The sequence below is a fragment of the Nonomuraea polychroma genome, assembly GCF_004011505.1.
Lineage (GTDB): Bacteria > Actinomycetota > Actinomycetes > Streptosporangiales > Streptosporangiaceae > Nonomuraea > Nonomuraea polychroma.
Window position 1 is genome coordinate 9455267 of the sequence record NZ_SAUN01000001.1, and the last position, 22039, is coordinate 9477305.

Consider the following 22039-nt stretch of genomic DNA (forward strand, 5'->3'; position numbering starts at 1 on the left):
GCAGCTAACCGATCGGATAGGCGTCTTCCAGTTCATGCCGATCGGCTGGAAGTAGCACCTCGATCACCGCCAGCGGACGCCCGGACGCCTCGCGGACGGCGCCGAAGACGACCAGCAACGGAACACCCTTGGGTATGCCGAGTTGCTTGGCCTCACCGGCGGTCGGCATGCGCGCGATGATCTGCTCTACGACATGATCGAACCGAACACCCTTGCGCGCCTGGAGGTGCTCACGCAGGCCCACGGGAAGGGGGGCCGCACTGGTCAAGTCGGTGCCTTGGGACAGCTCCGAGGCGAGCCACAGCGACACGAGCTCTGTCGGTTCGCCATCGCGTGTGATCAGACGTCGGCGCAGGAACGCCTTGCTCTTAGCGGGCAGTTTCAGCAGCGCCGCCACCCGATTGGGCATCGTGACCGCACCGGCCTCGATCACTTCGCCATCGGTGTCGGTCTCGGCAGCGACAAGGTACGCCTGGCCCGGCCGGGTACGTTCGGCAGAGGCTAGCGCCGGACGGCCGCGGACGAACCGGCCCTTGCCTTGCTGGGAGTCGATCCAGCCCTGTTCGCGCAGCACCCGCAACGCGGCCACCACGGTCGGCCGGGACACGCCGAACTCTTGGATCAGTTGGTTCTCGCTGGGAAGAAGCGAGCCCGGAGGGTAGGTTCCCGACTCGATCCGCCGTTGAAGAGTCTGCACAAGCTGTGCATACTTCGGCGGCACGGACTCTAGCGACATCATGACCGTCCTGCACCCGACAGGTTGATTTACCAAGTGGAGCCTAGACCGGCCCACGGCCCGATGTCCATGGGTGGCCTGACAGTGGAGCACGGAACAAGCAGAAACCCCGGCAGACAGAGCGCGGGCGGTGGGCGCGTTGGACCTGGGGATCCGCCCGGGAATGGAGGCACTGTCTGCCGGGGAAACAGAGGCGCGGCAAGGCGGGGGCAGCGCTCTGAAACCCCTCTCAGAGGTTCACCGCCTTACCGCGCCCGCCTAGCGGGGACGTTCTACCAACTTGGCCAGCGCCAGCGCCGCGCCTTGAGGATCGTGCGCCGGATGCCGTTGCTGGCCGGCGTCCCAGGAATAGAAGGTGCCGCCGTGCTCGATGACCACCCAGATCGGCAACCCCGGCTCTGGTCGCGGCACCATCAACGTGCTGTCGTTCTCTCGCGTTTCAGCCGCGATGCCCAGCCCCACGAGCTGATCACGCAACTGCACCAGCTTTCGCGCCGCGTCCCGATGCCTGAGAACCTCCGGTGTCAGCATCATCAAAGGGTTCATTGCTCGCTCCCTCCGGCCTGGCCGTCTCCGAGGCAGTCGAGACACTCCCGCTCCCCACCCATCACCGAATCGATGTCCTCATCAGCCACGAACAGCGCACGACGTGAGGTGCTTAACTTCACTCCGCGCCCCCGACATGCCGGGCACGGTCGTGTCTCGCTGGTCTCGTCTGGCCGGATCACCGTCGCCATCTCCTTGTCCATCCGGCGCATTCCCTGAATCGGGAAGCCGCCTGACGTACCTTGTTGGTTGATGGCAAGTCCACCGGCAAAACGGCTTAACGAGGTCCCCCAAGAAGGCCCCCTCTCAGCCCCTTTTCGATCCCCCATCGGAAAGCGGACCGAATATGACAAAGCCGACACCGAATGCTCAACTCCGCACTTGGCGCGAGGAGGCAGATCTAACACGCGCCGAAATGGCGAAAATGATCAACCTGAGCGAAAATGGTGTCAAGTACGGTCTGGCCTGCGACGAAGAGCGCATTCGACGATGGGAAGCAGGAGAAGTCAGGTGGCCGCACGAGCCGTACAGGCTCGCGATCAAGGAAGTCACGCACCAGGATCTCGAAGACTTGGGGTTCGTGCCCATCCGGCGAGCCCGCGCCAGCAGCGCACCACCACCCGCGCAAATCCCCAGCCAGGTTGCTAACCTCGCAAACAGGACACACCCCGTAGATCTCGCTGCGCTGGGGGAGGACGAGAACGACGTGCGACGCCGGGAATTCGTCGGACTCACCGGAGCTGCATTGTTCAATGCCGTTCTCGGGCCATCGGAAAGCGTGACGGACACGAGCCGTCCTATCGAGAGCCTCGCCGCCGTCCTTGTCGATTACTCGCCGCCGACAGACAGCTCTGTGGATCTCGCGTCGCTCGCTGCCGCAGTGACGACGGCCAAGCAGGATTACCAAGCCTGCCGATATTCCCAGGTGATCATCGGACTACCGACGCTCTTGGGTGCGTTGCGCACCGCGTGCACGGTCTTGGATGGGGACGCCCGACTACGAGCACACGCCCTCTCGGCAGAGGCCCATCACGTTGCCGCCTCAATCCTGCTCAAGCAGGAGGACAAGGGCTTGGCTTGGCTCGCCGCCGATCGCAGCGTCCAAGCCGCCCACGCCAGCCAGAGCCCGCTCGTGATCGGCTCAAGCGCCCGCATCATCACCCATGCCCTCATGGACGGAAGCCACCATCGAGCCGCCACAGATACGGCTCGGACGGCCGCCCTTCGGATGGATGCCGACTTGAGCACCCCGTCCCCCAACGACCTATCCATCTATGGATCACTCCTCCTCCGAGGAGCGATTGCCGCGGCCCACAGCGGCAATCGTCACACCATCGCTGAACTGCTGGACGAAGCCGCAGAGGCAGGCGCACGACTAGGGCACGACGGCAACCACATGTGGACTGCATTCGGTCCGAACAACGTCCTGTGTCACCGTGTGAACATCGCCCTCCGACTCGGAGACGCGGGCATGGCGATCGACTACGCCCGGCAAGTCGAGATCGACAAGCTACCGATCAATGAGCGGAAAGCCACACTGCTGCTCGACACTTCCCGCGCGTTCCTCATGCGAGGTCAGCACGACAAGGCACTGCACATCCTGCGAGCTGCCGGCGACCTGGCGCCCGAGGAAATCTCCGGCCGCCCCGCAGCGCTTCGCTTGGTCCGTGACATCCTGGCAACCGCACCGATCAGCGTGCGTCGCGAAGCCCGCGAATACGCCGAATCTTTGGGAGCCAACGCGTGACCCAACCCGGCAAGGTCCTCTACATCATCGTGTGCGCAGCCGGACCAGCCGGCGACGTCGGCCGCCTTGTCACCATGGCCCAAGACAAGGGATGGACCGTCCAAATCATCGCCACCCCACCGGCGTTGAACTTCATCGACGTCCCCCAACTCGAACAGCAGACCGGCCGCCCTGTCCGCAGCCAGTACCGCAAACCGGCCGAACCGAAGTCGCCCCGCGCAGACGCGATCATTGTTGCCCCCGCCACTTACAACACGATCAACAAGTTCGCCCAAGGAATCGCTGACACCTATGCCCTAGGGGTCCTATCCGAGGCGCCGGGATTGGGGATCCCGGTTGTCGTCTTGCCCTTCGTCAACAGCGCCCTTGCCTGTCGCACTCCCTTTCAGCGGAGTGTTAAGTATCTACGCGCCGAAGGCGTCCAGGTCCTTCTAGGCCCTGGCCAGTTCGAGCCCCACGCGCCTAGCACGGGAGCTGATCGGGCAGATACCTACCCTTGGCAACTCACATTGGCATACCTGGACTCTTGATCAACCTCTGTCCAGGATGACGGCAGCGATTGCGGCGAATCCTGAGAAGGTTGAGCCGATGCACGCCATGGTGGCCACACGTTCCTTGGGGCTGATCCACAACCCCCGATTGAACTCTCGCCATCGGTCGCGCCCCAGCTTGCGTGCGAAATTCTGCCGCTTGTGTTCGCGTATCGTGCAGCCGAAGAGAAGGCCACGAGCGTTGTTTCGGCATGGCCCTTGCCGTCCACGTGCTCCGCACGTACGTGGAACACGAAACAGAAAGTAGATGACTGCGAGGAGTGATCCCGCGATCAAGAAGGGAGCGACTTTTCCTTTATCGTCCACAACCCACCAAGCGCCTGCGACGCCGGCAAGCAGGACGTAACCCCAGTACTGGCCTATGAATCCTTTTTTCCCTCGCGCCATGGACGGAAGGTACAAAGCCGCAGCGTCCGCGAACAGTCAGAGGTCACTCGCTTGAGGTAACAACGGTCTGCATTGACAAGCTGCGATGCGACCCGAGATGGCGAAGTACATCTATGTAACTTGCCGAATTGTTCTTATAGGTATCAAGCGGCGGCGCGGCGCGCCGCCGTACGCCCCGCGCCGGCGTCCCGCGCTGCGCGTGCGGCCTGGGGGCCGTTCTCGCGCGAGCGCCGCGCGGGGCATCGCCGCACGCGTTGCCCGCCGTGCGTCCCGAAGCCGCCGACCGAGCGCCGCACCGCCGAACGAGTGGCCCAACACATACGCCTGCTCCGAGGAGTTCACCAACGACTTCATCAACAGCATCCGCGTCCACAAGGCGGCGGGTCGCGCGGCCAATGACTACACCACCCTCATGCATGCCGAACGGAAGATCTGAGCCATCTGGAATCGGAGGGGCAACCTGTGGATAGTCGGAGAAACGAGGGACGACCTGTGGATAACGTGTGGTTACCCATGGATGAGTGCTTGGGCAAGGATTCGCTGTCCCCAGGCGCCGAAGTTTCCCCCAGGCTCCGCCCACACCCGCAGTGGATGAATAAAGGGCCGCTGACCAGCCATAACGCTGGTTGTCCACAGTTCCCACAGGCCCTAGTGTGATGACCGGTTATCTCTCTAACTAAGAAACTCAAAGACCCATAGAGGGCTACTCGCTGTCCTGGCATGCGTCATGCTTCATGCTTGTAATGGCCCGCCACGGACTTCGGCTGGACATCCAGTCACGCCCCTGAATCCTCGCTAGGAAGGTGGAACCGCATCGAAGCTCTTGGATCCCCGTTGCCTCTCCGATCCAACTCACGTGAGAACCGGCATGGCTTGATCGCAAAGCGAACGGCCCCCTGCTGCAACAGGGAGCCGTTCTCACGTCCACTTAGCTGATGCTCTGCACGAAGGGACGCTTCATCATGAGCCTATTCCAAAGATCTTCGCGGGTTAATGTCGAAACGGATAAGGAGCCCCCACGACTACCACAACGTTGGGTGATCATCCTTGGATTCTCGACCGCTGTTGGCCTGGCTGTTGGCTTGCCGACGGGCTACGCCCTCACAGGAGGCGCGGGGATTGGTGCTGGTCTCGGGATCGCCTTGACCTTCGCCGCATGGCTCCACAAAGTCATGGACTGAGGTTCTACCGTCCCCCTGCCCCCGCTGCCCGATCATCCGGGGCAGGCGGAACCTGTCAAGGATGGCTGTGCACGTAGGACAACAGACCAAGGTGGAAGCCCACCGGCTGAGGGGACACGTGAAGCCATCCTTGACAGAACCCGCCTGACAGTCCCGGAGAGGGGCAGCTAGCGGGGGCAGGGAGAATGTGGTGCAGTGGTGCCAGGTTGCCGTGGACTATGCCGCCGGACTGTTGCGCATGTAAAGATGACCACATGGGTGGAACGATCGTGGTGGAAGGGTCTGCGTTACGCAGAGTCGCGTACATGGGAGCGGCGCTGTTGGCCGCTATTCTCGTGCTCGTCGTGGTCGTAACTATGGCTCCCACCGTGGATGAGCGCTTCACCAGCTCGGCCAGGAGCATGGAAGCCGTCGCTCGCTCGCTGGGAGAGGGCGACGAGCTTGAGGAACAGACCATCGGCAATCTCACGTTCGAGAAGGTTTATCGGGAGGACGGTCTGGTCTATTTCCAGCAGGGCCGAGGGTGGTTGGGAGACCGCGCCTATGGCTATGTCTGGAGCCCTCAGATACAGCCACGCGATGTTGAGCACGTGGAAGGCCCGTGGTACATGTACACGGGTCTTGAGGACTGACCTTTCGGGTTACTGCAACACGTACTGCAACAGAGGCACACGACGCCTTACATCGGCAGCCGTCCACCCCAGGTCTGGGCGACCGAGCAGCGCACCGACCTTGGCCCAGATAGTCCTGATAAGGAAGAGGTCCCAGGTTCAAGTCCTGGTAGCCCCACCATTCCGCCCCAGCTCAGAGGCCAGATTCCGTGATCACGGGACTGGTCTCTTGATCATTTGTGCGCGATTTATGGGCAACCCCAATTGTTGATCAGTATCAACGACTGGCTCCACATGGCTGTACGCGGCTGCCTCTGCCATGTGCTCACGTTCAAGTCGATCTTGCTGTCCCATGCCTCTCAACTTGGTGCAGTTGACTTTCAGCTCTTGAATCGGACTCGGTTTCAGCTCTTAGGGCGGCCCCAGCGAAGAGATCAAAGCGCGGCGCGGTGGCCCCGACTCTTCAAGCAAGCAGCGAAGAGGCTGGTCAGGGGGTGGGGCCAGTTCGGATGCTCACGTTGGCAGCGCACATCAAGGTGGGGTCGGTCCAAGTGCCGACCGGGGGGTCGCTGCAAGAGCTGGCAATCAGTGCAGTCCCATCGGGATTGCTGCTGCTACTGGCCCGAATTTTGTGGATAGTTGATCAAGGTCATCGGCTGAGCGTCTTGATCGAGCCCAAGGGCAGGGTCACACCGCTCACCCCCTTCAGGTTGTCGGTCGAATGGCATGATGTAGATCATCCCTCGTGCGACTTCTTCTCGACAGCCCGCCGCAGTTCGGCGTTCTCGGCCTTCAGTCGCTTGATCTCCTCGGCTTCGGCCGTCGTGGTCCCGGGCCGCTGTCGGGCATCGATCTGCGCCCGGCGCACCCAGTTGCGCACCGTCTCGGCCGTTCCGATGCCGAGCTTGGCTGCGATCGCTTTCATCGCAGCCCGCTCGGTCGGGTAGTTCGGCCGGATCTCCGCGACCATGCGCACCCGGGCGCTCACGAAGTTCGGGTGGGTAAGGGGACGGACGCGCCATGACTCCATCAAACCCGGGGCACTCCTGAGCCTCCATCAGACCCGGTGCGGTTCATACGGGGCCGGTCCCGTAGACCTGGTACCGCTGGACAAGGCCGGCCACGAGGTGTGTGGGTGCCCGGGGCGAGGGGATCGGCGTGTGTCGACGATGAGTTCATTTGGGTGGGTACGTCGATGAGTCCGGTCAGAGGTCCGGAGAGGCGTAGCGGAGGAAGAACCCGTGGTCGGGATCGCGGTCACCGTGGGGATTGGGCGGAGGGCCTGCGGGGTGGATGGCGATCGTGTCGTTCAGGCGGACCGGCTCGGGGAGATGGGCGAAGCGGTCGAAGCTGTTGAATGCGGCCATGTGGTAGGCGTACCAAAGGGGCCAGGCGGAACCGAGGTCTGGGCCGGAGTCGGAGGCGTGGGCTTCGGCGGCACGGCGGAGCGCGTTGGCCAGGTCATGGACGGATTTGAAGATCACTTTCACGGGGACTCCAACTAGGCGCGGATGAGAGGGTTGGTGTGGAGACCATCCTGGGTGCGGGAGACGTCGGCCCGGTGGCGGTGGCGCGCACTGCCCCGGCAGCGGGTGGTGACCCGGACGGGCCAGGCGCCTGCTCGGAGACGGGGGGAGTCCAGGGGGGCACCGCATCTCTTGCAGCGGGTTTCGGCGGCGACCATCTCATAGACGATCTCGATCAGCCATTTGTCCGCGGGTCCAGGAGGCTCGTACCGGTTCCGCTCGATCCCCTGCCAGCCGGTCTGATCGAAGGTTCCGGTCAGATAGGCCGTGAAAGTCCATGGCAGGAAGAACCACTCCATGTTCGGCTCTCTTCTCTCATGTGGTCTCAGCGCCCACTGCGCTGGGGCGCGGCGGTGTCCCGGTAGGTTTCGAGGAGACGGAGCCAGACCTCGCTGAGTGTGGGGAAGGCCGGGACGGCGTGCCAGAGGCGGTCCAGCGTGATCTCGCCGGCGATGGCGAATGTCGCGGACTGGAGGAGTTCGGCGACGCCACGGCCGACGAAGGTCGCGCCCAGGATCGTGCCGCGGGCGGGGTCGAGGAGGATGCGGGCGCGGCCCCGATAACCGGGGCTGTGCTGGTGGGCGCCGGCGACAAGGCCGAGGTCGTAGTCGACAATGTCGACATCCCTGCCCAGACGTGCAGCCTCGGCGGTGGTGAGGCCGACGGAGGCGACCTCAGGGTCGGTGAAGAGGACCTGCGGGACGGCGGCATGGTCGGCGGTTCCGGTGTGGCGGCTCCACGGACCGCGGTCAAGGGAATGGTTACGGGCGCGGTCGGCGATGACCGTGCCGGCGATCCTCGCTTGGTACTTGCCTTGATGGGTGAGGAGGGCGCGCCGATTGACGTCACCGACGGCATACAGCCAACCGCCGGTGACGCCGGGCACGGTGTAGGTGTCGTCGCTCGGCAGCCAGATACCAGGGCGCAGGCCGATGGTCTCCAAGCCGAGGTCATCGGTGCGGGGGGCGCGGCCGGTCGCCAACAGGAGTTCGTCGGCGTGAAGCACCTCCCCGTCGGACAGGACGAGGCGGATATCCGTGGCCCGGGTCGCGGCGGTAACGGTCGTGTCGAACCGCAGGTCGACGCCTGAGGCGCGGAGGGCGTCAGTGACCAGGCCGGCGGCGAAACGTTCCATCCGGAGAAGCAGCCCGGATTCCCGGACGATGAGGGTGACCTGCGAGCCGAGGGCTTGCCAGGCGGTGGCCATCTCAACGGCGACGACGCCCCCGCCGACGATGGCCAGTCGTGGCGGGACCTGGGTGGCACTGGTGGCTTCGCGGCTGGTCCAGGGCCGCAGGGCGGCAAGGTCGGGCAGCGGTGGAAGCGCGGCGCGGGTCCCGGTGCAGACGGCCACGGCGTGCCGGGCCGACAGCCGCAGGACGGCACCGTCGGCACCGGTCACGTCCACAGTCCGCGCCCCGGACAGCCGTCCTTGCCCGCGGATCAGGGTGATGCCCGCCTGTTCCAGCCATTGCACCTGCGACTGGTCGTTCCAGTCGCCGGACATTCGGTCGCGATGCCGCAGGACGGCCTCGACGTCCAGTGCGCCAGGCTCGATGCCAGGCATGCCGCGGGCCTCGGCGTGCAGCAGTACCGGCCGTAGCAGTGCTTTGCTGGGTTCGCACGCCCAGTAAGAGCATTCTCCGCCGACCAGTTCGGATTCCACGATGACGGTGTCCAGTCCGGCGGCGGCCGTCCGGTCGGCGACGTTCTCGCCGACCGGGCCGGCGCCAATGACGACGACGTCGAAAATGCGCACAAGATCTCCAAGAGTGGACAGGGAGGGCGGTGGTTCCGCCCTCCCGTGAGGGCAGCGGTTCAGCGGCCGGGAGCGCGCTGGGTGACCTCCTGGAGGAACCACAGGTTCCCGTCGGGGTCGTGGAAGGAGGCGAACGAGCCGTAACTGGCCCGCTCGGGATGGAACCCGGGCACCCGTCCGGCTTCGCCGGGGGATGGAAGGGGCCCGTCGATGTGCGCGATCAGGCCGCGCAGCGTGGCGGCGTCGGAGGCGACGCCACGCAGCGGGTTCGCTGCGGCGAGCACCGGATAACCGTCGCGGCGCAGGCCGGCGATGACGCGGTTCCAGCTGGAGCCGTCGGCGAAAGCGCCGTGCTCCAGGATGATGGTCGGCTTCGGCATCCGGTCAGTCGCCTCTGCCATGGCCGCGACGGGGAAGACGCAGACGGCGGCGGCGACCGTCGCGGCGGCTGTGGCGAGGAGCCGCTTGTACCGGTTGCTCATGGAATTCACCTTCCGAGTTGGCGGTGCGGACGCACCCACCTTCGGCGGCGCTCCGGTCGCGCACATCGGTCATCTGACGGTGAGTCAGACGACGCCGGAACGACCGAGCGTCAGGTGACCGATGTGAGGTGCACGGGGTGACGACGACAGTGAAGCCGCTAGCCCTACTCCCTGAGGAGAGATCATGGAACGAACGTTCCTGTTGATCGCGACGGCTGCCGCGGCGGTCGCGACCGGCGTCTACGCACCGGCCAGCGCCGCGAGCCCGAACCTGTCCGCCGTTTCCGTCCCGTCTGGATGCTCCCCCGTGTCCGTCGCCGCCCCGGCCGGCGCCAAGGTGGTGACCGCGGTGAGCCGCCCGGCGGGGACGTTCCAGGTGCCCGGGGTACCGCCACTCGGTGGTTTCCCGGTGCCGGATGTTCCGGCGCGCTGCGAAGTGACTGTCACCCTCACCCACGGGGGCGACCACGCCAAGGTAAGGGTCTGGCTGCCCGACACTGGCTGGCAACGCGCGACCGGAGGTGACGTCGATGACTTCTTCCGGCTGTTCCTGGCGCCGGGCACCGAGCACTGCGGCCTGAGCGGGGGCCAGGCCGACGATCTCACCGCGCTGATCGCCTGGGTCGAGGAAGGTCGGCCCCCGGTCACTCTCTTCGCCACCCTGACGACCGCGTCCGGTGAGCGAGTCAACCGTGACCTGTGCCGCTACCCGCTGGTCTCTCGCTACATCGGCCAGACCAAGGGCTTCCGCTGCGTTCCGGCCGGGCGGGGCGCCCACCCGGCCTGACCCCACGTGCGCCGGGCCCGTGCCGTGCCCGGCGCACCCCCGTGCTCCCCAGGGGCTAGGCCAGGGATGCCCCCTGGGGCCCCGGGCCTCCGGCCGAGCAAAGCTGGTCACCAGGCAGGCCATGAAGGAGTACGGGGAGTCAGCGATAGTGATCATCGGTAGGGATCGTGAGCGGGCGGAGATCTCCGGCATGGTGGAGTCCACCACCGGCCGGGTGCTCGTCGTCCGAGGCGAGGCGGGAGTGGGCAAGAGCGCTCTGCTTGAGGAGGCGGCGGAGCTGGCTATCCGGGACGGTCACCTCGTGAGCAGAATCACCGGGGTCGAGGCCGAGTCCGAATTGCCCTATTCCGGACTGCACCAGTTGATTTGCCAGTTGCTTCCGCTGAGCGACGACAGCCGTACGGTGCTCGACGCGGTCACCGGGCGGCGAGCCGAAGATCCTCCCTCGTTGATGACGCTCGGCATCGCGGTGCTCGGACTGCTGTCTGGCATCGCCACGCGACGTCCTCTGCTGGTGATCCTTGATGACGGCCAGTGGCTCGATGATTCCAGCGCCGACGTCTTCGGCTTCGTCGGGCGCCGGGTCGGGGGCATCCCGGTGAAGCTGCTGGTCGCCGTCCGGGACGAGGTCGTCTCCCGGTTCGACAAGGCGGTGCTGCCCGAAATATCGGTCGGCCCGCTCACCGACGAGGACGCGGCGCGTCTGCTCGACCGGCACCACCCGTCCCTGGAGGAGCGGGTGCGCCAATGGGTGCTGGAGCAGGCTCTCGGCAACCCTCTCGCGCTGTTGGAACTATCGTCCCAGGCCGGCGATGCGGGCTTGCCGCGGAGGCTGCATCACCTGTACGGCTCCCGCATCGCTCCGCTGGTCCGGTCGAGTGTCGTGCAGATGGCAACCTCCGAGCAATGCAGAGCTGCGCACCGTGCGCTCGCGGACGTCCACCGAGACGACCTCGAACGGCGTGCGATGCATCTGGCTGCGGCCCATGTCGCACCCGACGAGGAGGTCACCTGGGCGCTGGAGGCCGCGGCCAATTCGGCGATCCGCCGTGGTGGCGCCATCGCCGCCGTTGGTCGGCTGACCCGTGCAGCCGAGCTGAGCGAGGACGCTGTGGAACGGGCCCGGCGGCTCAGCTACGCGACGTTCCTCTCCGGATACTCGGCTCGCCTCGATGGCGAGCCTCCCCCTAGTCATCTCACCTCCGGGCCGGACGCAGCCGTCAATGCCATCCACCAGGCATTCTTCGAGGACGGTGACGTGCGTTTCGCCCACCGACAGGTGATGGCGGCGATCGAGGGTCGAGATGGCGAGCCCACTGAAACCCTCGATCGCATGCAAGCCCTGCTGCTCGCGGTCACCCAGTACGCTGCCGACCCCGCCCTGTGGAATGAGGCTCATGAGACGCTCGCGTCCCTTGGCGACCTCGTCACCGAGCAGACACAGATCTATAGCAACACCTGGAGCGACGTGGTCCTGCACGGGCGTGGCTGGGCCGGGCCCCTGGAGCGGGCTGCGGCAAACCTGCGCGACCGAGAACCCTGGGATGTCACCCGCCTGGCCATCGCGGCATACCACCTCGATATCGTCAGCCAGTACCGACCTCATCTGGAACGCGTGGTGGACCGTGAACTGGAGACCGGCGCCATGTTCAGCGGCATGCTCATGCTGACGGTGATCATGCTGGATCAGATGGGGTCCGGCGACTGGGACGCCGCTGTGCGGACTGGAGGGCGCGTCCTCGCTCTGGAGATCAAGCACGGTCGCCATCTGCTCACTTACCAGACACGCGCGTACCTGGCACAGCTCGCGGCAATGCGCGGCGAGATCGCTCGAGCCCTCGAACTGAGAGCTGAGGTCGAAGCCTGGGCCCGTCCGCGTGGAATCGGCCTTCTCACCGACCTCTCCGACTCCGTTGCCGTGACGGTCTCATTGAGCGCGGGCGACTATGAGGCCGCGTACCGCCATGCCGTCGGCATCACGTCACCGGGGACGTTCCGGGCCTACTGCGCCCCGGCGCCACGGACGCTCCTCGACCTCATCGAGGCGGCGCTGAACACCGGCCGTACCGAACAGGCCCGCCGCCACGCCCTCGCCGCCCGCGACGCGGGCTTCGCCGACATCTCCCCGCGCCTCGCCCTGACCAGTTACGGCGCGCTCGCGATGACCGCGGGATCCGCGCGGGAGGCCGCCGAAATGTTCGCGCGTGCCACATCCCATCCGGCTGCCGCGCGGTTCCCGTTCGAAACGGCACGGATCCAATTGGCCCATGGGATCCGCTTGCGTCACGCCCGCGAACGTACCGCCGCTCGGCCACTGCTCACGCACGCCGCCGAGACCTTCGAACGGCTCGGCGCCGCCGCATGGGCCGAGCGAGCCGGCACCGAACTGCGGATCATGGGAGCAACACCGCTTGTCTCCACACCGCACACGTCGCTGACCTGGCAAGAGCAGCGGATCGCCGACCTGGCAGCCAGCGGCCTGACCAACAAGGAGATCGGAGCACGGCTGCGCCTGTCACCGCGTACCGTCAGCTCCCATCTATACCGGATCTTCCCCAAACTGGGCGTCACCACCCGCGCCGCCCTCCGGGACGCCATGAACCGCCCTGACCGTGTCGCGGCGTCGAATGGCTGATGCATCGACCCGCACCCTCGGCCAGGGCGGCATGGCATTCACCGCCGCACGGACGTTCAGCTCTTCACGAACTCCAGCAATTCTCCGTTGAACGTCTGCTCGTACGCCGACCAGGCCGTGCGGTGCTCCCGGGACGACCTTCGACGTCGCCTGCGGCAGAAGCTCGACCATCTTGAGAGCCGACGCCGCAATGGACACGATCTGGTCGTCCTCACCGTGCACGACCAGCACCGGGATGTCGATCTTCGGCAGTTCGGCGGTGAAGTCCGTCTCCGAAAACTGCTTGACGCAGGCCAGCGCCGCCGACAGCCCGGCGGCCATGCCCTGCAGTCAGAACTCTCGTCGCTTTCCCGCCGACACGGTCGCGCCGGGACTGTTGAACCCGTAGAACGCTTCGCGCAGGTCGTAGCACAACTGCGACCGATCCGCCGCCACACCAGCGCGGATCCCGTCGAACACTTCCAGCGGTGTGCCTTCGGGGTTGTCGGCCGTCTGGAGCATCAGCGGCGGCACAGCACCGAGCAGGACTTCTTGGCCACCCGCCCGGCGCCGTGACGGCTCAGATAGCGCACCACCTCGCCGCCTCCGGTCGAGTGGCCGACCAGAACGGCGTCGCGAACATCCAGCTGCTCCAGCAACTGGGCGAGGTCGTCAGCGAACTGATCCATCGTGTTCCCGCTCCACGTCTGGGTGGGCTACAAGCAGCTCTTGGAGGTCGAGCGGGGCGGCCAGATGAGCGCCGTCAAAAAATTGCTGAGTCCTTTGCGTTCGTGGCATTATCCGCGCTGGTGAAAGGATGTGCTGGTGATGCCGAGCCTGGAAGACGCGCCCGTCGAGTTGATCAACCGGGCCAGCGAACGGGAGACGCTCACCGGATTCCTCCAGGCCATTCGCGCGGGTGAGGGGCGGGCCCTCGTCCTGAGCGGGGATGCGGGACTCGGCAAGACAGCGCTGCTCAACGACATGGCCGCCAAAGCGCGCGGATTCAGGGTGCTGCGGGTGTCGGGCATGCAGTCGGAGATGGAGCTGGCCTTCGCCGGACTTCACCAGCTGTGCAGCCCGTTGTCGGAGCAGGTGGAGGCGCTGCCCAAACCTCAGCAGTTGGCCTTGCGGACCGCGTTTGGTTTGGCGGAAGGTCCGCCTCCGGCACGGTTCATGGTGGGGATGGCCGTACTCAGCCTCCTGGCGGAGGTTTCCAGGGAACGGCCGCTGCTCTGCTTGGCAGATGACCTGCATTGGCTGGACCGGGCATCGGCGCAGGCCCTTGGCTTCGTCGCGCGGAGGCTCGGGGCCGACCCGATCGGCATCGTTTTCGGTACTCGAACTCCGACCGACGAGGTGGCCGGCGTTCGTGAGCTGCGTCTCGACGGGCTGGCCGCTCAGCACGCGCACGAACTGCTCGCCGCCGCGCTGACAGGGCCGCTCGACACGCGAGTAAGGGATCAGATCGTTGCCGAGACTCGGGGCAATCCGCTGGCACTGTTGGAGCTGCCGCGGACGATGTCCCGGGAGGAACTGGCCGGCGGGTTCGGTTTTCCGGGAACGGCGCCGTTGTCGGGACGGATCGAGGAGAGTTTCGCCCGGCAACTGGATGCGCTGCCCGGCGACACCAGGCTGCTGATCTGCCTGGCTTCAGCCGAGCCCTCGGGCGACGCGAAGCTGATCTGGCAGGCCGCGGGCCTCTTGGGGATTTCGCACGTGGCGGCCCGGCCCGCGATGGAGTCGGGTCTCGCCGACTTCGGGCAGCGGATCAGCTTCCGGCATCCGCTCCTCCGAAGGGCCGCCTACCGATCGGCGACGGTCGAGCAGCGGCGCGCTGTGCATCGCGCACTGGCGGAGTCGACCGATCCGGTCACCGATCCGGATCGCCGGGCATGGCATCGAGCGCAGTCGACCGACGGGCCGGACGAAGAGGCTGCGGCAGACCTCGAACGCTCCGCGAGCAGGGCTCAAGCCCGCGGCGGACCCAACGCGGCGGCGGCGTTTCTGGAACAAGCCGCTGCCCTGACCGTGGACTCAGCGCGCCGGGCCGATCACATGCTCGCAGCCGCTCAGGCCAACCTGCAGGCCGGCTCCTACGACCGTGCCCTCGAGTTGCTCGCGATCGTCCGAGCGGAACCGCTGACAGAACTGCAGAGCGCCCGCGCGGACCTGCTGCAGGGGAATATCGCCTTCGCCTCCGGGCTGGGCAACGACGGTCCGCCGCTGCTGCTGAAGGCGGCCAAGCGACTCGAACCACTCGACCTTGACCTGGCTCGCGAGACCTACCTCAACGCGTGGATGGCCTCAATGTTCGCCGGTGACCTCGCGATCGGCGGAAGCCTGGCCGATGTCTCCCAGGCTGCCCGCGGGCTACCGGTGTCGGCACACCCGGATGAGGCCGAACTCGTCCTCGACGCGCTGGCGCGAGTTATTGTCGACGGCCCGGCCGCCGCGGCACCGGTCCTGCGGAGAGCGGTCGCTGCGATCGTCGACGCATCCCTCACCCCGGACGAGGTACTGCGCTGGGGCTGGTTCGCGCACGCCGCCGCCGTCGGCAGCTGGGACTTTGCCAACTGGCGATTCCTGCTCGAACGGGAACTCAAGGTGCTCAGGACGGTGGGTGCCTTCGACCTGATGCCGATCGTGCTGGCCGCGCTGGGAACCGTGACCACCTGGTCGGGCGAGTTCGCGGCGTCCGCAGCCATGTTCGCCGAGGCCGAGACGGTCTGTGAGGTGACCGGGGCACCCGCGGCCATCTTCGGCCCGACGATGCTCGCCTGTCTGCGCGGCGATGAGGAGAAGGCTGTCCCGCTGATCCACTCGATGATCGCCGACGCGGAGGTGACCGGCCAGGGCATGAGCATTACGTACGCGAACTGGGTGGCCGCGGTCCTCTACAACGGGCTCGGCCGCTACGGCGAGGCATTGACCGCCGCCGTCGCGTCGAGCGAGAGCTCCTCCGACTTATTCATCGCCCTATGGTCGCTGCCCGAGCTGGTCGAAGCCGCCACTCGTACCGGGGCCGTCGGGCTCGCCGAGGAAGCCCTCGCCCGACTAGCGGAGTCGACGTCGGCCGGCGGCACCGATGTGGGGCTCGGCCTGGAGGCTCGCTCGCGCGCGCTACTCAGCGGCGGCGACGTCGCCGAGCAGCACTATCTGGAGGCCATCGATCGGCTCGGCCGAACTACGCTGCGTCCCGAACTGGGCCGGGCGCACCTGCTCTACGGCGAGTGGCTTCGTCGAGACAACCGCCGTGTGGACGCCCGCCACCAGTTGAAGATCGCTCACGCGATGTTCGCCGATCTGGGGATGAGGGCGTTCGCCGAACGCGCCCGCCGCGAACTGCTGGCGACCGGCGAACGGGTCCGGCAAAGCGCGGTTAAGAGCGAGAGCACCTTCACCGCACAGGAGACGTTGATCGTCCGCCTCGCGTCCGACGGCCTCACGAATTCGGAGATCGGCGCCCAGCTGTTTCTCAGCGCTCGCACCGTCGAGTGGCATCTGCGCAACGTCTTCGGGAAGCTCGGCATCACCTCCCGCCGTCAACTTGCCACTGCCCTGCACCAGAACGGCGATCTGCTGGACCGCTAGATCCGGGACTCACCGCTGCCAGTCCGCACCCAGGCTCGCGGGTGTGGCACCGGGCGGGCCGAGGATGACATCCCCGAACTCCTCGGTCACGGCCTGGAACAGCTCGAGGTCCCCTTCGGTCTCGGCTGTGGCCAGATGAGCGGGCGTTCCGGTGCGGCGGATGAGCTCGGCGAAGCGGGCGGGAGAGGTGATCGTCAGGGTACGCGCCCCCTGCGCACCCGCCTTGATGGTGTGCGGTGTATTCAGTGGAACGCGGTAAAAGTCGCCCGGGCGCAAGGTGTAGGTGTCGGTTCCCGACCACACTGTCAGCGCGCCCTCGACGATCCAGAGACGTTCCTCGTAGCCGGTGTGCAGGTGCAGTGGTGTGCCCGCGCCGGGCGGCAGGGTGACGTCGGAGATGTCGTGACGCCCGCCGGTCTCCTCCCCGGACGTGAGGATGGTGAGACTCAGGTGCTGTCCGAGGACGAACCGGCGGTCTTGGGAAACGGGCGGCGGGGAGGGGAAGTCGCTCATGAGGTGGCTCCTATCGGTTGGGTGCGGTCAGATCCGGGTCTCGGGCTGAAACATCCAGCGCTGCTTCTCCGGTTCGGCGTCAGGTCCTCGGTGACGGTGCCCGCCGAGGAGATCTGGTCGACGCGTGCCGGACACGCTCGATCACTGAGGAGAACGTCAGCACCGGGGCCTCGACGACGTTTGTGTCCCTCATCCAGCCCGATGAGGGTCGGACGCGCGCCGTACAGGATTTGGTGCGCCGGCTTGGCCGTTAGGAACAGGTCGAGGACGGTCGTCCGCCAGCGCGGTTCCGCGATCTGGCCGTTCTGATCTGGCTGCGGGCTGACGGTCGCGGTGTTAGACCTGCGCCGTTGCGGTCAGGTTGGTGGTGAAGAAGTCGGTGAGCTTGTCGACGACGGAGTCGAAGTACTCCTTCTTGTCGTAGAGGTCAACGTGGCTGGCCTCTTTGATCCAGTGGATCTCCTTGGGGCCGGTGGCCCGCTGGTGTGCCTCAATGGCCATCCAGGCGGTGACGGCGCGCTCGCCGATGATCTGGAGAAGGGGTCGGGTGCCGATCAGGGGAATGGCGTGGAAGGCGTCGCTGGAGGCCCTCCTGTCGATGCTCTCCCAGGCCAGGGTTTTGGCGGAACGCTCGTGTTCGCCGCGGGGAGTGCAGTAGTACTCGAAGCCCTCGACGCCGTGTGCACCGCCAAGCGCGCCGGCCTGTTCCGCGGTGTCCGGGAACATGGTCATCGTGCCGGGGTCCTCCCCGCGTGCGGCGGCACTGCGCGCCTGAGCGGCGGCGGCGAGCAGGGACTGAAAGACGGCCGGGTCCTGAGTGCCGTCGGCCCCAAACCGGAACTGGCGGGCGGGTTCGGCGGTGGAGACAGTGGCCACGGCCCTGACGCGGTGGTCGCCGCCGGTGGCGGCCAGCGAGTAGCTGCCGGAGGCGCAGATGCCGAGCAGACCGATCCGATCCGATGCGACCTCGTCGAGGGTGGTGAGGTGGGAGACGGCCGCTTTGAAGTCCTCCACCCGTTGTGCGGGATCCTCCAGGCCACGGGGCACTCCGTAGGATTCGCCTTGGTAGGCAGCGTCGAAGGCGAGGGCGACGAATCCACGCTCGGCCATCAGCTGTGCATAGGTGCCGGAGGTCTGTTCCTTCACTCCGGTGCCGGGTGGCCGACGACGAGCGCCGGCCACGGGCGGGTTGCCGAGGCGTCCGGTGTGTACAGATGCGCGGCGATTCGGATGCCGGCGCTGAGGAAATGGACGTTGGTCCTGGCCATGAGACCTCTCTGCTGCTTCAGGTCGCGTCTGTCCGGAATTGCCGAGCTTCGTCCACAGCCCAGGGCCGAACTGTGGATGGAGTTGGTGAGGTCAGCGTGGTCAGGCGTGCTCCGGGTCAATCAAATGGGGCCGTCCGTCGCATATTTCAGGCTTAGCCGCCTCCCTGCTAGCTAGTGCAGCACCGCGTTGATTCTGCGAGGTCCATGCTTGCTGGGTGGCGGGCAATCAGCCCTTGATCAGGACGGTTGCCAGGCTCGACAGCGCGGTGTTGGTCTGGGCTAGGTTGAAAGCGGTGGGGTCGAACTGATCGGCCGAGTCGAGGCCGAGCCATTCCAGGCGATCCTCGTGCTCTTCATGCTTGGGGTCGGCGAGGATCTCCAGAAGGTAGTCGTAGCCCCAGATGCCGCCGCAGTCTTCAGGCGGGCATGCTCGCCGGCCGGCCAGGCAGCGTGGGTAGGCGATGCCAGGCTCGGCTTGGGTGACGGCCTCGACGAGGATGGCGTGCTCCCAGTCATCGCCGAAGTCGTAGGTGTAGCTGAAACGGTCTTCCGGTGCGGGGGCTACCTGGTTTAGTCGTTTGGCGGCGGCGCTGGCGATGTGCAGTTCCCGGTCGGCGACGCCGTAGCGGCCCAGCGGGCTTTCGAAGACCCACATGTGATAGTCCTCCCAGCCGAAAGCCGCTTGGAGAACGTCGTGCAGCGTGCACAGCGTGATCGTGGACGCGACTTCCAGACGCCGCCAGATCGGCGGCCGTGACCCGGCCAGCGTGACCTTGATCCGGTGAACGGTGGGCACGGTACGGGCGCTGGAGGAAGGGCGTCGGGAGGCCATGACGGCATCTTGCCGTACCCGTGCTGATCACGTCCCCGACACGAGAATGACCAATGATCAACTAACCAGACGGCGCGGTCAGTTGTGGGGTAAGCGTCCGGGTTGCTTGGTGGGGCGGGGGCTCGCGTTCAGGTTGATGTGTACCTGCGGGCCACTTCGTGGAAAGCCTCCTTGGGCTCCCACGTCCATATGTCGGCGGCGGGGACCTTCACCACGCCGAAGCCCGCCATGTCCAGGTCGTGGCGTGGGTCGGGGTGGTGGGGGAAGTCCGGCATGGCGAAGGTGAACACGAAGCACCCGTGGACGCCGTGCGCGGTGTACAGGTCGATGAGCTCGCCGAGGTACGCGGCCTGGGTGTGCTCGTCGCGTACATGGCCGTCCTTGACGTGGGGTTCCTCTGCGAACCATTGGACGATGCGGAAGGAGCCGGGTCCCCGCTGGTCGGCCCCGATGTGGGCGCCGCAGCCGAATTCGGTGATGACGACTGGCTTGTCGGCGCCGTCGAGGAGGGCCCGGAGCCTTTTCTCGTAGGTGGCAGGGTCGGTGCCGAAACGGTACAAGTTCACGCCGATGAAATCGAAGCCGGACCAGTCCACCTTCTCCCAGCCGCCCGCGGCATAGCTGACCGGGCCGTGGAAACAGCGGCGGGCCGTACTGAGCGCGTCGTCGAGCAGGTCGTTAAGCCTCCGTGTGATCCGGCGGTCGAACAGCTGCCGCAGCCGCGGCCGCACCAGCACCTGCAGGCGAACGACGACACGCGGCCCCGGGATCATCCCGGGGGCAGTGAGCGAGAACTCGCTGCCGACAAGCAGTGTGACCCGGCCGGGGTGTCCTGCCCGCAGCTCCTCGGCGGCGGCTGCCGTCGCCGCCAGGTGCGCCAGCTGCGCAGAACGCGGCCGGTCGGCAAGATACGGCCGGATGTAGACGTCGAGACCCGCCTCCAGCGCATGCCGCGCAGCCGCGATATGCGACTCGGTCTCGGTGCCGATGAGCATCACCGCCGTGCAGTGCAACTCCTCGGCGATGACGCGCAGGTTGCGGCGCACAACATCGGTCGGTGCGTCTTCGATGGCGTACGAGATCCCCTTGACTTCCAATGCCACGATCCCGGTCCCCCAATCGGTCACCTCGACTGGCCACCCACCCGACACGACGGCCGGTCAACAGCAGCTGTTGGGCCAGATGCTAGACAGACCGAAAGTGTCGGGCATCCGCCCTCCGGCCACACCGCATGGACCAAAGTCGGTAAGCGCTGCCGATTGCGGCGAAATCCAGATGGCGTCGCCTAGAGTCGGCAGTACTGGCACGTCCCGGCTTTGTCGGGCTGCCCCACCCTCCCCGGCATCAGGCGGATCAGGCTGCCCTTACACAAGGACATCTCTTGGCGGGCGGGTGAACTACTGGTGGATTGCCCCGTCCAGGCCCACCAGCCACGCATGGACACGCTCTGGCTGAGAGATCCTTTGCTGGTCCATCATGGGTCGATGAGCATGCGGTATGACGATGTGATCGCCTCTCTCCGAGCTGCTTACGACGGCGGTGCCGAGCGTCGTGACGGCAGTGTGAAGGCGCCGTGGAAGATCGCAGAGAGGGCGGCGTTTCTGAACCGTCTGCAGGACGGCGGCCATATGCGCCTGCTGGAGATCGGTGCCGGGACGGGGCAGGACAGTGCCTACTTCCAGGACAACGGCTTGGAGGTGGTGGCCGTTGATCTGTCGCCCGCCATGGTGGCCCTGTGCCGGGACAAGGGCATCGAGGCCCATGCCATGGACTTCCTGCATCTCGACTTTGCGCCCGAGTCGTTTGACGCGGTGTATGCCCTGAACTGTCTGCTGCACGTGCCCAACCGTGATCTGCCTGCGGTGCTGGACGCCATCCACATGCTGATCAGGCCTGGTGGGCTGTTCTATCTCGGCGTTTACGGTGGCGGCACCTTGAGCGGAGAGGGTTCCTTCGACGATGACAGCCACCAGCCTCCACGGTTCTTTTCCTTCCGCAGTGATGCGCAGCTTCAAGAATTCGTCGGACAGTTCTTTGAGATCGTGGACTTTCACGTTGTCGGGTCGGATGACACGCGGTTTCAGTCTTTGACGTTGCGCCGATCCAAGTGAGTCAAAGGACACTGCGGCTGGTGGAGCAGTGCCGCCTGGAGGCCCTGGTCGGCGACCACTACCCGGCTTAATTCTGAATCCATGCCGCTCGCAGGCCGGCCAGTGCCTCGTGGAAACCGGGGAACGTCTTCTTGACGCATCCCGGCTCGTTCACCGATGGGCAAGCGAGACCACCCCACGGGCGGCCGATCGCCTCGTCACGCTTCTCGATGAGAACTTCGATATCAACGGTCCGCTTGAATTCGGCTGAGAGCATCAGGCCCTCCGCCAACAGCCATCGCAGGCGCGACTCTTTGCTTCCGTCGGTTTCGCGCGCGGACTGCTCAACCACGGTCGGAGCCGGACTGCATTCTGGTGAAGCGCCAAGAGTGCGATCGCACTGGTGTCGGCTTCGGCGTGGTGGGGTCGCATTGGCGATAGTGCGGTGACACACGCCGTTCGGTGGCGTCGATGTAGTCGTGGAGGGCCTGGCGGGAGCGGGTGAGCGTGTCGATGCGCTCGTCGAGCCCCTGCAGGCGTGCCCGCAGCGTGTCCAGGAGTTCGGGGCACGGCTCGAGCTCGGGGGCGGTGCCGGTGGCGCAGGGCAGCATGAATCCGATCTCCTCCGTCGAGAGTCCGGCTTCGAGCAGCCTCCTGATCTGGGTCACGGTCAGGATGGCGTCGTCGCTGTATTCGCGGTAGCCGTTGGCGCCGCGGCCCGGCTCCAGCAAGCCCTGGTCCTCGTAGTAGCGCAGCAGATGCGTACCGACTCCGGTCCGCCGGCTCAGCTCCCCGATCAGCACGGCATTCCTCCT

At 66.1% G+C, this 22039-nt stretch carries 24 protein-coding genes and 1 pseudogene; 8 read left to right on the forward strand and 17 right to left on the reverse strand.

The window, feature by feature from the left end; all coding sequences use genetic code 11:
• Positions 1–4: 4 nt before the first annotated feature.
• Complete coding sequence (locus tag EDD27_RS43535) at positions 5–739, reverse strand: GntR family transcriptional regulator (RefSeq protein ID WP_206641912.1); 735 nt, start codon at positions 737–739, stop codon at positions 5–7.
• 255 nt (positions 740–994) lie between these two features.
• Positions 995–1270, reverse strand: coding sequence for a hypothetical protein (locus tag EDD27_RS43540; protein WP_164904053.1), 276 nt, complete (start codon positions 1268–1270; stop codon positions 995–997).
• A 436-nt stretch (positions 1271–1706) separates the two neighbouring features.
• Here EDD27_RS43540 and EDD27_RS43545 point away from each other — a divergent pair, with 436 nt between their 5' ends.
• The 4 genes from EDD27_RS43545 to EDD27_RS43560 all read left to right on the forward strand — a co-directional run bounded on the left by EDD27_RS43545 (position 1707) and on the right by EDD27_RS43560 (position 5780).
• On the forward strand, positions 1707–3029 hold the full coding sequence (locus EDD27_RS43545; protein ID WP_241564564.1) for an XRE family transcriptional regulator: 1323 nt from the start codon (positions 1707–1709) through the stop codon (positions 3027–3029).
• Positions 3026–3559 carry a flavoprotein gene (locus tag EDD27_RS43550; RefSeq protein ID WP_127937909.1) on the forward strand — a complete coding sequence of 178 codons (534 nt, stop codon included), beginning with the start codon at positions 3026–3028 and terminating at the stop codon, positions 3557–3559. The genes EDD27_RS43545 and EDD27_RS43550 overlap by 4 nt, the downstream gene beginning before the upstream one ends.
• Before the next feature lie 505 nt (positions 3560–4064).
• Positions 4065–4403, forward strand: coding sequence for a hypothetical protein (locus EDD27_RS43555; RefSeq protein WP_127937911.1), 339 nt, complete (start codon positions 4065–4067; stop codon positions 4401–4403).
• Positions 4404–5453: 1050 nt separating this feature from the next.
• Complete coding sequence (locus EDD27_RS43560; protein ID WP_127937913.1) at positions 5454–5780, forward strand: hypothetical protein; 327 nt, start codon at positions 5454–5456, stop codon at positions 5778–5780.
• A gap of 736 nt (positions 5781–6516) precedes the next feature.
• On the opposite strand, the pseudogene EDD27_RS43565 reads toward EDD27_RS43560, so the two are convergent.
• The 5 genes and pseudogenes from EDD27_RS43565 to EDD27_RS56015 form a co-directional block, all read right to left on the reverse strand.
• Positions 6517–6781: pseudogene (locus EDD27_RS43565) on the reverse strand (transposase); the annotation flags it as partial.
• Positions 6782–6964: 183 nt separating this feature from the next.
• Entirely contained in the window at positions 6965–7249 is a 285-nt protein-coding gene (locus EDD27_RS43570) for a hypothetical protein (RefSeq protein WP_127937917.1), read from the reverse strand.
• Positions 7250–7260: 11 nt separating this feature from the next.
• Positions 7261–7584, reverse strand: a complete 324-nt coding sequence (locus tag EDD27_RS43575; RefSeq protein ID WP_127937919.1) for a hypothetical protein — start codon at positions 7582–7584, stop codon at positions 7261–7263.
• 26 nt (positions 7585–7610) lie between these two features.
• A complete protein-coding gene (locus tag EDD27_RS43580; protein WP_241564565.1) occupies positions 7611–9044 on the reverse strand; it encodes a dihydrolipoyl dehydrogenase family protein in 1434 nt (477 codons plus the stop codon).
• Positions 9045–9103: 59 nt separating this feature from the next.
• On the reverse strand, positions 9104–9526 hold the full coding sequence (locus EDD27_RS56015) for a lipase family protein (protein WP_206641913.1): 423 nt from the start codon (positions 9524–9526) through the stop codon (positions 9104–9106).
• A gap of 184 nt (positions 9527–9710) precedes the next feature.
• Here EDD27_RS56015 and EDD27_RS56020 point away from each other — a divergent pair, with 184 nt between their 5' ends.
• Positions 9711–10313, forward strand: a complete 603-nt coding sequence (locus EDD27_RS56020) for a tannase/feruloyl esterase family alpha/beta hydrolase (protein ID WP_206641914.1) — start codon at positions 9711–9713, stop codon at positions 10311–10313.
• Between the two features lie 121 nt (positions 10314–10434).
• Positions 10435–12948 carry an AAA family ATPase gene (locus EDD27_RS43600; protein WP_127937921.1) on the forward strand — a complete coding sequence of 838 codons (2514 nt, stop codon included), beginning with the start codon at positions 10435–10437 and terminating at the stop codon, positions 12946–12948.
• Here EDD27_RS43600 and EDD27_RS56025 read toward each other — a convergent pair.
• Genes EDD27_RS56025 through EDD27_RS56035 form a run of 3 tightly spaced genes read right to left on the reverse strand, consistent with a single transcriptional unit; the run spans position 12853 to position 13616 of the window.
• Entirely contained in the window at positions 12853–13269 is a 417-nt protein-coding gene (locus tag EDD27_RS56025; RefSeq protein ID WP_206641915.1) for an alpha/beta fold hydrolase, read from the reverse strand. The two genes, EDD27_RS43600 and EDD27_RS56025, sit on opposite strands and share 96 nt — an antisense overlap.
• A 9-nt stretch (positions 13270–13278) precedes the next feature.
• Entirely contained in the window at positions 13279–13461 is a 183-nt protein-coding gene (locus EDD27_RS56030; RefSeq protein WP_206641916.1) for a hypothetical protein, read from the reverse strand.
• A complete protein-coding gene (locus EDD27_RS56035) occupies positions 13449–13616 on the reverse strand; it encodes an alpha/beta fold hydrolase (RefSeq protein ID WP_206641917.1) in 168 nt (55 codons plus the stop codon). The genes EDD27_RS56030 and EDD27_RS56035 overlap by 13 nt, the downstream gene beginning before the upstream one ends.
• Before the next feature lie 139 nt (positions 13617–13755).
• Here EDD27_RS56035 and EDD27_RS43610 point away from each other — a divergent pair, with 139 nt between their 5' ends.
• Positions 13756–16521: an ATP-binding protein gene (locus EDD27_RS43610; RefSeq protein ID WP_127941355.1), complete on the forward strand. Its 2766-nt coding sequence runs from the start codon at positions 13756–13758 to the stop codon at positions 16519–16521.
• 9 nt (positions 16522–16530) lie between these two features.
• Here the strand turns inward: EDD27_RS43610 and EDD27_RS43615 are convergent, their stop codons facing one another.
• From EDD27_RS43615 to EDD27_RS43630, 5 genes are all read right to left on the reverse strand, one after another.
• Positions 16531–17034, reverse strand: coding sequence for a cupin domain-containing protein (locus EDD27_RS43615; protein ID WP_127937922.1), 504 nt, complete (start codon positions 17032–17034; stop codon positions 16531–16533).
• A 336-nt stretch (positions 17035–17370) separates the two neighbouring features.
• The gene (locus EDD27_RS43620) at positions 17371–18144 is read right to left on the reverse strand and encodes an alpha/beta hydrolase (protein WP_206641919.1); all 774 of its coding nucleotides are present in this window, start codon (positions 18142–18144) and stop codon (positions 17371–17373) included.
• A gap of 32 nt (positions 18145–18176) precedes the next feature.
• Positions 18177–18302, reverse strand: coding sequence for a hypothetical protein (locus EDD27_RS58090; protein WP_277750796.1), 126 nt, complete (start codon positions 18300–18302; stop codon positions 18177–18179).
• A gap of 226 nt (positions 18303–18528) precedes the next feature.
• Complete coding sequence (locus EDD27_RS43625) at positions 18529–19134, reverse strand: plasmid pRiA4b ORF-3 family protein (RefSeq protein WP_127937924.1); 606 nt, start codon at positions 19132–19134, stop codon at positions 18529–18531.
• Between the two features lie 128 nt (positions 19135–19262).
• Complete coding sequence (locus tag EDD27_RS43630) at positions 19263–20237, reverse strand: hypothetical protein (RefSeq protein ID WP_127937926.1); 975 nt, start codon at positions 20235–20237, stop codon at positions 19263–19265.
• A 381-nt stretch (positions 20238–20618) separates the two neighbouring features.
• On the opposite strand from EDD27_RS43630, the gene EDD27_RS43635 reads away from it, so the two are divergent.
• Positions 20619–21245 carry a class I SAM-dependent methyltransferase gene (locus EDD27_RS43635; protein WP_127937928.1) on the forward strand — a complete coding sequence of 209 codons (627 nt, stop codon included), beginning with the start codon at positions 20619–20621 and terminating at the stop codon, positions 21243–21245.
• 67 nt (positions 21246–21312) lie between these two features.
• Here the strand turns inward: EDD27_RS43635 and EDD27_RS43640 are convergent, their stop codons facing one another.
• Positions 21313–21576 carry a hypothetical protein gene (locus tag EDD27_RS43640; protein ID WP_127937930.1) on the reverse strand — a complete coding sequence of 88 codons (264 nt, stop codon included), beginning with the start codon at positions 21574–21576 and terminating at the stop codon, positions 21313–21315.
• Positions 21569–22027: a MerR family transcriptional regulator gene (locus EDD27_RS43645; protein WP_127937932.1), complete on the reverse strand. Its 459-nt coding sequence runs from the start codon at positions 22025–22027 to the stop codon at positions 21569–21571. The genes EDD27_RS43640 and EDD27_RS43645 overlap by 8 nt, the downstream gene beginning before the upstream one ends.
• Positions 22028–22039 lie beyond the last annotated feature (12 nt).